The sequence below is a fragment of the Streptomyces sp. NPDC003038 genome (genome assembly GCF_040611115.1).
In the GTDB taxonomy this organism is placed as follows: domain Bacteria; phylum Actinomycetota; class Actinomycetes; order Streptomycetales; family Streptomycetaceae; genus Streptomyces.
In genome coordinates, this window is sequence record NZ_JBEXNN010000031.1 from 57,201 (window position 1) to 65,374 (window position 8,174).

General features: G+C 70.5%; 8 protein-coding genes. 4 read left to right on the forward strand and 4 right to left on the reverse strand.

The annotated features are described in order from the left end of the window. Positions 1–123: 123 nt before the first annotated feature. Complete coding sequence (locus tag ABZX75_RS28265; RefSeq protein ID WP_355415370.1) at positions 124–975, forward strand: helix-turn-helix transcriptional regulator; 852 nt, start codon at positions 124–126, stop codon at positions 973–975. Positions 976–985: 10 nt separating this feature from the next. Beyond that, entirely contained in the window at positions 986–1,177 is a 192-nt protein-coding gene (locus tag ABZX75_RS28270) for a hypothetical protein (RefSeq protein WP_355415372.1), read from the forward strand. A gap of 65 nt (positions 1,178–1,242) precedes the next feature. Here ABZX75_RS28270 and glmS read toward each other — a convergent pair whose 3' ends face one another. From glmS to ABZX75_RS28285, 3 genes are all read right to left on the reverse strand, one after another. Further along, complete coding sequence (gene glmS, locus ABZX75_RS28275; protein ID WP_355415374.1) at positions 1,243–3,060, reverse strand: glutamine--fructose-6-phosphate transaminase (isomerizing); 1,818 nt, start codon at positions 3,058–3,060, stop codon at positions 1,243–1,245. A gap of 62 nt (positions 3,061–3,122) precedes the next feature. Next, on the reverse strand, positions 3,123–3,398 hold the full coding sequence (locus ABZX75_RS28280; RefSeq protein ID WP_355415376.1) for a hypothetical protein: 276 nt from the start codon (positions 3,396–3,398) through the stop codon (positions 3,123–3,125). Positions 3,399–3,495: 97 nt separating this feature from the next. Next, complete coding sequence (locus ABZX75_RS28285) at positions 3,496–4,428, reverse strand: DUF4429 domain-containing protein (protein WP_355415378.1); 933 nt, start codon at positions 4,426–4,428, stop codon at positions 3,496–3,498. Positions 4,429–4,480: 52 nt separating this feature from the next. Between ABZX75_RS28285 and ABZX75_RS28290 the strand changes: the two genes are divergently transcribed. Both ABZX75_RS28290 and ABZX75_RS28295 read left to right on the forward strand, forming a co-directional pair. After that, positions 4,481–6,073 carry a beta-N-acetylhexosaminidase gene (locus ABZX75_RS28290; protein WP_355415380.1) on the forward strand — a complete coding sequence of 531 codons (1,593 nt, stop codon included), beginning with the start codon at positions 4,481–4,483 and terminating at the stop codon, positions 6,071–6,073. A gap of 230 nt (positions 6,074–6,303) precedes the next feature. After that, positions 6,304–7,155 (forward strand): hypothetical protein, encoded by an 852-nt coding sequence (locus ABZX75_RS28295; RefSeq protein ID WP_355415382.1) that lies wholly within the window; start codon positions 6,304–6,306, stop codon positions 7,153–7,155. A 9-nt stretch (positions 7,156–7,164) separates the two neighbouring features. On the opposite strand, the gene ABZX75_RS28300 is transcribed toward ABZX75_RS28295, so the two are convergent. Beyond that, the gene (locus ABZX75_RS28300) at positions 7,165–7,563 is read right to left on the reverse strand and encodes a hypothetical protein (RefSeq protein ID WP_355415384.1); all 399 of its coding nucleotides are present in this window, start codon (positions 7,561–7,563) and stop codon (positions 7,165–7,167) included. Between the last annotated feature and the right edge of the window lie 611 nt (positions 7,564–8,174).

An 8,174-nucleotide genomic window follows, 5' to 3' on the forward strand; every position in this document is an offset into this window, starting at 1 on the left:
CTCCCGTGGGTGAGCGTTGCGTTACACAACGTAGGACACGGAGTGGCACGGGTGCTACCTACGGGAGGCAATTGCCCCCCTTCGGATGGACTGGCGGGCGGGAAGCCCGGCAAACTGGCCCGCATGCCGACCAGAGCAACGCCCACAGAGCGCCAGAAGCGGCTGGGAGCAGAGCTGCGCAAGTTGCGCAACGCAGCTGACGCCACCACTGAGTACGCGGCCGGACTGTTGGGGCTTGACCGTACGAAGGTGTCCAACATGGAGGCAGGCATTCGCGCCGCCTCACCCGAGCGAGTGCGGATACTGGCCAGCAACTACGAGTGCGCCGACAAGGCCTACGTAGAGGCCGTGGTCGCCATGGCGGACAACCGGACCCGTGGCTGGTGGGAGCAGTACCGCGGCTCCCTGCCGCAGGGGCTTCTGGACGTCGCCGAGCTGGAATGGCATGCCACCCGACTGCGCACCATGCAGACCGTGCACCTGCCGGGCCTCCTGCACCTGAGCGAGTACGCGCGGGCCGTGTTCGCCTCGGCCATCCCACCCTTGCCTACGTCCGAAGTCGAGTTGCGCGTCACGCACCGCCTCTTGCGGCAGCAGGTTCTGGAAGGCGAGAACGCCCGCGAGTACGCCGGGTACGTCCACGAGGCGGCTGTACGCATGCAGTTCGGCGGGCGCCGCGCGACGCGGGCCCAACTGGAACATCTATGCCTGATGTCCGAGCGTCCCCACATCACGCTGCGCGTGCTGACGGTGGAAGCAGGGGCGTTTCCCGGCGCCGGGCACGCGGTGCTCTATGCCCACGGCCCGGTACCACAGTTGGACACGGTGCAGCTGGATTCGGCCCACGGGCCGGAATTCACGCACGCCGAGGCGCAGTTGTCGAAATACGACGCGCACCTGCGCTGGATGGATGAGCATGCCCTCGACGAGAAGGCTTCACGCGACTTCATTCACGACATCGCCCGCCAACTCTGAGGAGCCCGCCATGGCCGATATCGACTGGGAAGACGCCTTCTGCGCCGAAGGCAACAACTGCTACCGCTTCGGCATGGACGCGGACGGGAACAGTTACATCGCCGTCGCGGGGCGGGAGGGCGAGTACCTCACCGACAGCGCCGAGGCCCTCCGCGATCTCATCCGGGACATCAAGGCGGGCAAGGCCGACCACCTGCTCTGAGGCCGCATGCGCAACGGCCCTCGGGGGATGATCCCCGAGGGCCGTTGCGTACGTGCGGGCGGCGACTACTCGACCGTGACGGACTTCGCCAGGTTGCGCGGCTTGTCGATGTCCCGGCCCAGGGCCAGGGCGGTGTGGTACGCCAGCAGCTGGAGCGGAATGCCCATCAGGATCGGGTCCAGCTCGTCCTCGTTCTTGGGCACGAGGATGGTGTGGTCGGCCTTCTCCTGCTCGCGGTGGGCGACGGCGAGGATCCGGCCGCTGCGGGCCTTGATCTCCTCCAGGGCCGCCCGGTTCTTCTCCAGCAGGTCGTCGTCCGGGACGATCGCGACGGTCGGCATGGCCGGCTCGATGAGCGCGAGCGGGCCGTGCTTGAGCTCGGAGGCCGGGTAGGCCTCGGCGTGGATGTAGGAGATCTCCTTCAGCTTGAGGGAGGCCTCCAGCGCCACCGGGTAGCCGCGCACGCGGCCGATGAACATCATCGACTTGGCCTCGGCGTACTCGGCCGCCAGCCGCTTGATGTCCTCTTCGCCTTCGAGGATCTCCTGGATCTGCGCCGGCAGCTTGCGCAGGCCCTCGATGATCCGCTTGCCGTCGGTGACCGACAGGTCCCGGATCCGGCCCAGGTGCACGGCCAGCAGCGCGAAGGCCACGACCGTGTTGGTGAAGCACTTGGTGGAGACGACGCAGACCTCGGGCCCGGCGTGCACGTAGACGCCGCCGTCGGCCTCGCGGGCGATCGCGGAGCCGACCACGTTGACCACGCCGAGGACGCGGGCGCCCTTGCGCTTGAGCTCCTGCACCGCCGCGAGCACGTCGTACGTCTCACCGGACTGCGACACCGCGATGTAGAGGGTGTCGGGGTCCACGACCGGGTTGCGGTAGCGGAACTCGGAGGCCGGCTCGGCGTCGGCGGGGATACGGGCCAGGCCCTCGATGAGGCCGGCGCCGATGAGGCCCGCGTGGTACGAGGTGCCGCAGCCCAGGATCTTGACCCGGCGGATGGAGCGGGCCTCGCGCGGGTCCAGGTTCAGGCCGCCCAGGTGCACGGTGGAGAAGCGGTCGTCGATCCGGCCGCGCAGCACGCGGTCGACCGCGTCGGGCTGCTCGGAGATCTCCTTGTGCATGTAGGTGTCGTGGCCGCCCATGTCGTACGAGGCGGCCTCCCACTCCACGGTCTCCGGGGTGGCGGTGGTCGTCGTGCCGCTCGTCGTGTAGGTGCGGAAGTCGTCGGCCTTCAGGGTGGCCATCTCGCCGTCCCCGAGGGTGACGACCTGGCGGGTGTGGGCGACCAGCGCGGCGACGTCCGAGGCGACGAACATCTCCTTCTCGCCGATGCCCAGCACGACGGGGGAGCCGTTGCGGGCGACGACGATGCGGTCGGCGAAGTCGGCGTGCATGACGGCGATGCCGTAGGTGCCGTCGACGACCTTGAGCGCCTCGCGGACCTTCTCCTCCAGGGTGTCGGCCTGGGCGCGGGCGATCAGGTGGACCAGGACCTCAGTGTCGGTCTCGGACACGAAGACGGCGCCGTCGGCCTCCAGCTTGGCGCGCAGCTCGGAGGCGTTGTCGACGATGCCGTTGTGGACGACGGCGACCTTGTTCTCGGCGTCGAGGTGGGGGTGCGAGTTGATGTCGCTGGGGGCGCCGTGCGTGGCCCAGCGGGTGTGGGCGATGCCGGTCGTGCCGGCGAAGCGCTTGGGGACGCGGGATTCCAGTTCGCGGACCCGGCCCTTGGCCTTGACGACCTTCAGGGCCGTGGCCTTGGGGCTGTTGACCACGATGCCCGCGGAGTCGTATCCGCGGTATTCCAGTCGCTGCAGGCCTTCCAGCAGCAGCGGTGCCACGTCACGCTTGCCGATGTAACCGACGATTCCACACATACGGTTTGCCCCTCCTGAAGTTCGGTTCACGTGCCCGGTCGCGGCGGCGGCCGCAGCCGCTCTCAGCCGTAGACGATGCGGCGCAGCTGTCGGAGCGACAGCTCCGGAGCCGCCACGGCGCGGTGCGGCAGCTCGGCCGCGATCCGCTCGAAGATCTCGTTGTTCACCGCACCGCCGGACTGCAGCTCACGGTGGCGGCGGCGGACGAACTCCTCCGTCGTCTCGTCGAAGTACGCGAGTACGTCGAGTACCACCCGGGCCGCCTCACCGCGCTGGAGCGCGGTGCTGCGCACCAGGTGGTCGATGAGGTCGTCATGCGACGGGCGGCGATCGAGCACCCGTAGATACTGGCGGCTCGGGCCACCGAAAGCAAAGATCCTGCCCGATTGCGGGCAGGATCTTTAAGGTCTGGACCAGCGGAATGGATTAATCCGGTCAGAAATGCCGCAAAACGGCTTGCTTGGCCGCCGTGAACTCCTCGGCCGTGAGGACGCCCGCCTGGTGCAGATCGCCGAGCTCGCGCAGGCGGCGCAGGAGGGCGTCGTGATCGGCGGCGGAGTCCCGCGCGTCCGGAGCGGTGCCCGGAGTCGGTATCCCGAGCACCGGTTCCGCCGCCGCCGCCGCGGCCAGGGCGGGGACGGCATCGGCGGGATCGGCCGGACCGGCCGCCGGGTGGGGCAACCGCAGCGCCACGGCCGCCGCGACCAGCGCCATCAGCGGATCCTTCTTGAAGCCGAAGAGCTCCACCGTGTGCGGGTCGTACTTGGGCGCCGGAGCCGGGGCCGTCGCACCGGCCAGGACGAACCGGAGCCAGCCGTTCTCCAGCCCCATCGCCGGGAACCACTCCACCGACCGCACGTCCGCGACCCGGAAGCCGCGCGGCCCGCCGGAGCTCTTGGCCTCCTCGGTCTTCCAGTTCCACTCCAGGGCCACCCGGTCCCCGTCGAACGAGACCGTCCCGTCGCCCGCCCCGACCGTGATCGGCACGGCGGGGCCCGGCAGCAGGTACGTGTCGGACGGCCCCGTCTCCACCTGCTCCAGCAGCAGTGCGTTGCGGACCTCGTCGACGAAGTACTCCGCGACCCCGCTCCGGTCCGCCTCCACGGTGAGCCGGTACGGGTCCGAGGACTCCGGCAGCCGCCCGCCCGTCACCTGGAGCAGCGGGTCCGCGCCGTCACGCAGCCGCAGCCGCAGCCTGCCCGCCTTGCGGCCCGGTTCGAAGCTGATTCCCGCCACCGCCCGAAGGGGTACGGCCACTTCCCCCAGGGTCTGGCGCAGCAGGCCCACTCCCTTGTCCCGGCCCGGCACGATGCGCACCGTGTCCCCGTCGAAGGTCCAAGTGCCGTCCTTCTGGATGATTTCCGCCATCCAGGGATTCTCGCACCGCCCTCGGGGGGCGACGTGGCCTATACCTGGGCGCATGAGAGTCCTGCGACGCACGCTCGGCGCCCTCCTCGTCCTCAGCGTGGCCCCGGCCTTCGGCACCGCCTGCACCGCCGCCCGCGGCGACGACGCCAGACCCGGCGACGCGCGCCCCGCCGCCCTGGCCCCCTACGAACGGCTCCTGCCGGCGCCGGCCTCCGCCCGCACCGAAGGTCCCGGGTACTCCTTCGGGGCCGGCACGGTCATCCGTACCGGCCCGGGATCGGACGAGGAGGTCCGCCAGGTCGGCGAGCTCCTCGCGGAGCAGCTGCGTGGCCCGAGCGGGCTGCCGCTGCCCGTGGTCGACGGGGAGCAGGGGGACGGGATCCGGCTCCGGATCGACGAGGAGGCCGAGGGGGTGGGGAAGGAGGGCTACCGGCTGGAGTCCCGTCCGGACGGGATCACCCTGACCGCGCGGACACCGGCCGGGCTGTTCCACGCGGGTCAGACGCTGCGGCAGCTGGTGCCCCAGGCCGGGCCGGGGACGGTGCCGGGCGGGACCGTCACCGACGCGCCGAGATTCGCCTACCGGGGGGCGATGCTCGACATCGCGCGGCACTTCTTCACCGTGGAGCAGGTGAAGAGGTACGTCGACCAGCTCGCCCAGTACAAGATCAACACGCTGCACCTGCACCTGACCGACGACCAGGGCTGGCGCCTCGCGATCGACTCCTGGCCACGGCTCGCGGAGTACGGGGGCGCCAGTGAGGTCGGCGGCGGACCGGGCGGGTACTGGACCAAGGACGACTACCGGGAACTCGTGGCGTACGCGGGGAAGCGGTACGTGGACGTGGTCCCGGAGATCGACATGCCGGGGCACGTGAACGCCGCGCTGGCCTCGTACGCGGAGCTGAACTGCGACGGGAAGGCGCCCGAGCGCTACACCGGGACCAAGGTGGGCTTCAGCTCGCTGTGCGTCGGCAAGGAGCGGACGTACGAGTTCATCGACGACGTGCTCCGCGAGCTCGCCGAGCTGACGCCGGGCCGCTACCTGCACATCGGCGGCGACGAGGCGCACGCGACGCCCGCCGCCGACTACGCGGCCTTCATGGACCGGGCGCAGGCGGTGGTGGGGCGGTACGGAAAGACGGTCGTGGCCTGGCACCAGCTGGCGGCGGCGCGGCCGGCGCCGGGGGCGGTGCTCCAGTACTGGGGGCACGACCGGACACCGGCCGCGGAGAAGGCGGCGGTGGCCGCGGCGGCGAAGGCGGGGCACCCGGTGATCCTGTCGCCCGCGGACCGGCTCTACCTGGACATGAAGTACGACGAGAAGACGGAGCCCGGACTGTCGTGGGCGGGCTTCGTCCCGGTGCGCAGGGCGTACGACTGGAACCCGGGTTCCTACCTGTCCGGTGTCCCCGAGGCCTCCGTGCTGGGCGTGGAGGCGCCGCTGTGGACGGAGACGATCGCGAAGCGCGGGGACCTGGAGTACATGGCCTTCCCGCGGGTGCTGGGGCTGGCAGAGCTGGGGTGGTCCCCGGCGAGCGCCCTGAGCTGGGCGTCGTACCGGGAGCGGCTGGCGGCCCAGGGCCCCCGGCTGGATGCCCAGGACGTCAATTTCCACCGCGCGCCGGACGTTCCCTGGGAGTAGGGGATGCGCACCGGGGCGGCTGTCAGCCGAGTGGTGCCGCTCCGCGTGCGGCTCCGTCCGCGGTCGATCACGCTGAGGCCATGCCGGTACCGCCTCCGTCCTCGACCGCCGGCCCCGGTGAAAGTGGACGGCGGCCGCGGCGGCCCGGGCGGCCGCACCTTCGCGCGCCACAAGCGAAGCCGTCCCGGCCGCCGGCCCCGAAGTCGACGTTCCTGGACAAGGCCGCCTACGTGGCGGCCCCGGGGACCGTCGTCCTCGGCCTGCTGTACTACTTCGGCAGCAGCTACACCGACGCCTACTACTCCTGGTTCGGCGTGCCGTCGAGCGACCTCCAGCTGTCCGTTCAGGGCTACCTGGCCAAGAGCCCACCCGCGATCTTCCTGCCAGTCTGGATCCTGCTGATCACCGGGATCGTCCTCCTGCTGCTGTTCGTCCAGGTCAGACGGGTGCTGGCCGGCCCCGGGAACGATCGCCGACGCCGCACGGCGGCCCGTTGGATTCTGGGCGTCGGCCTGCTCATGGTGGCGCTCGGATTCCCGGTCTTCCTCGAACCGCACTGGGCCAGGGAAGGGCTCAGGCTGGTCCCGCAAGGAGTCCCCCGCCAGCTCCTGCCGTCGCTCGTGGTGGCTCTGGGGGCCACGCTGGCGATCTTCGCCCTTCGGCTGCGCTGGGGGCGCGACGGCGCCGACCCGGACCGGAGTGCTCCCGCCACCAAGCGGCTGCTGCTCATGGCCGAGGCCTTGCTCATGGGGGTGCTGACGATGAGCCTGTTCTTCGATGCCGCCCGGTACGCGACGATGGCGGGCCAGAGCGATGCCCAAAGCGACGCGAGCGGGGGCTTCGAGGGCAGTCCGGGGGTGGCGGTCTATTCACGCGTGCCGATCGTCGTGGATGTTCCGGGCGTCGCTCTCCGGGACATGGGCAGCCGTAAGGGGCCCTATCGCTTTCGGTACACCGGATTCGTCATTCTCGCGAAGTCGTCGGCACGCTTCTATCTCGTCTCCCACCAATGGCAGTCCAGCCCGGTGACGGTCGTCGTGCCTGACGACGACAGCATCCGTGTCGTCGTGAGTCCTTTGTGAGCGGGGCGCTCATGTCGCGGGCGGCGTGTACGAGGGTTGCGCCGTGACCGTCGGGGGCCCGGTGGTGTCGGGCACCGGAGTCGTCGGTTCCGAGGTCGTGGGCTCCGGAGTAGTGGGCTCCGGAGTCGTGGTTTCCGGGGTCACGGACCCGTTGGTGGACGGAGCGGGCACCGCGCCGACCGCCTCACCGGTGACGGACGCGTGGAACGTGTCTCCCAGCGAGGTGTCGACGGCCAGCTCGCCGGTGAACCGCCCCGGCTGCTCGGCAAGGTGCTCGACCTTGATGCCACACGAACCTCCGGGCGGCAGCGTGACGCCGGAGCAGTTGTCCTCGGCGACCGACATCTGGCCGCTGTCGGAACTCGCGGCCACGTGGTGGACGGTCATGGGCTCGTCGTTCTCATTCACGATCTCCACCGTTCCGCCGGCGGGATCACCCACTTGCGCCGTCGGAATCCGCACTGACCCCCGGCCCCCGCCGGACCCGCCTCGACTACGGGGAAAGAGCTCCGCCAGCGTGCTCGCCGCCGTCGGCACGGTGGGTTTACCCGTCGGGCTGCCTCCTCCGCCGGCACCCCCCTGGCAGGCCACCGCCGCGGCCAGAGTCGCGGCGAGGGCTACGGCGATCGCCGCCGCGCGGACACCACGTTCGGTTCCAGTCATCAAGGCGCCGACGCCTCCGCTCCTGCTTGGCTCGGTGATCAACCTGTCACAGGCCGGGTCCGAATCGACCGGATCCGGTCCGTGACACTGCGTCATGGCCCGAATGGAGGTCTCGGGGAGGGCCGAGTGCGCCGGCCAAGGGGTCGGCGAGGTAGGCGGCACGACCATCCGCTGTTGCGCCGGAGCTGAGGGCGGGTGGGGCAGGACAGGTGGAGCTCAGTGGAGCTCATCCGTCGAACACGGTGGTGAGGGTGCGGTGACTACTGACCTTGAAGTCGTCTTGTCGTAGGGGCTGACGGTTCGTGATCGTCGCGGTATGCCGTAGGTATGAGGTATCCGCAGGGTGGGGGTCTGAC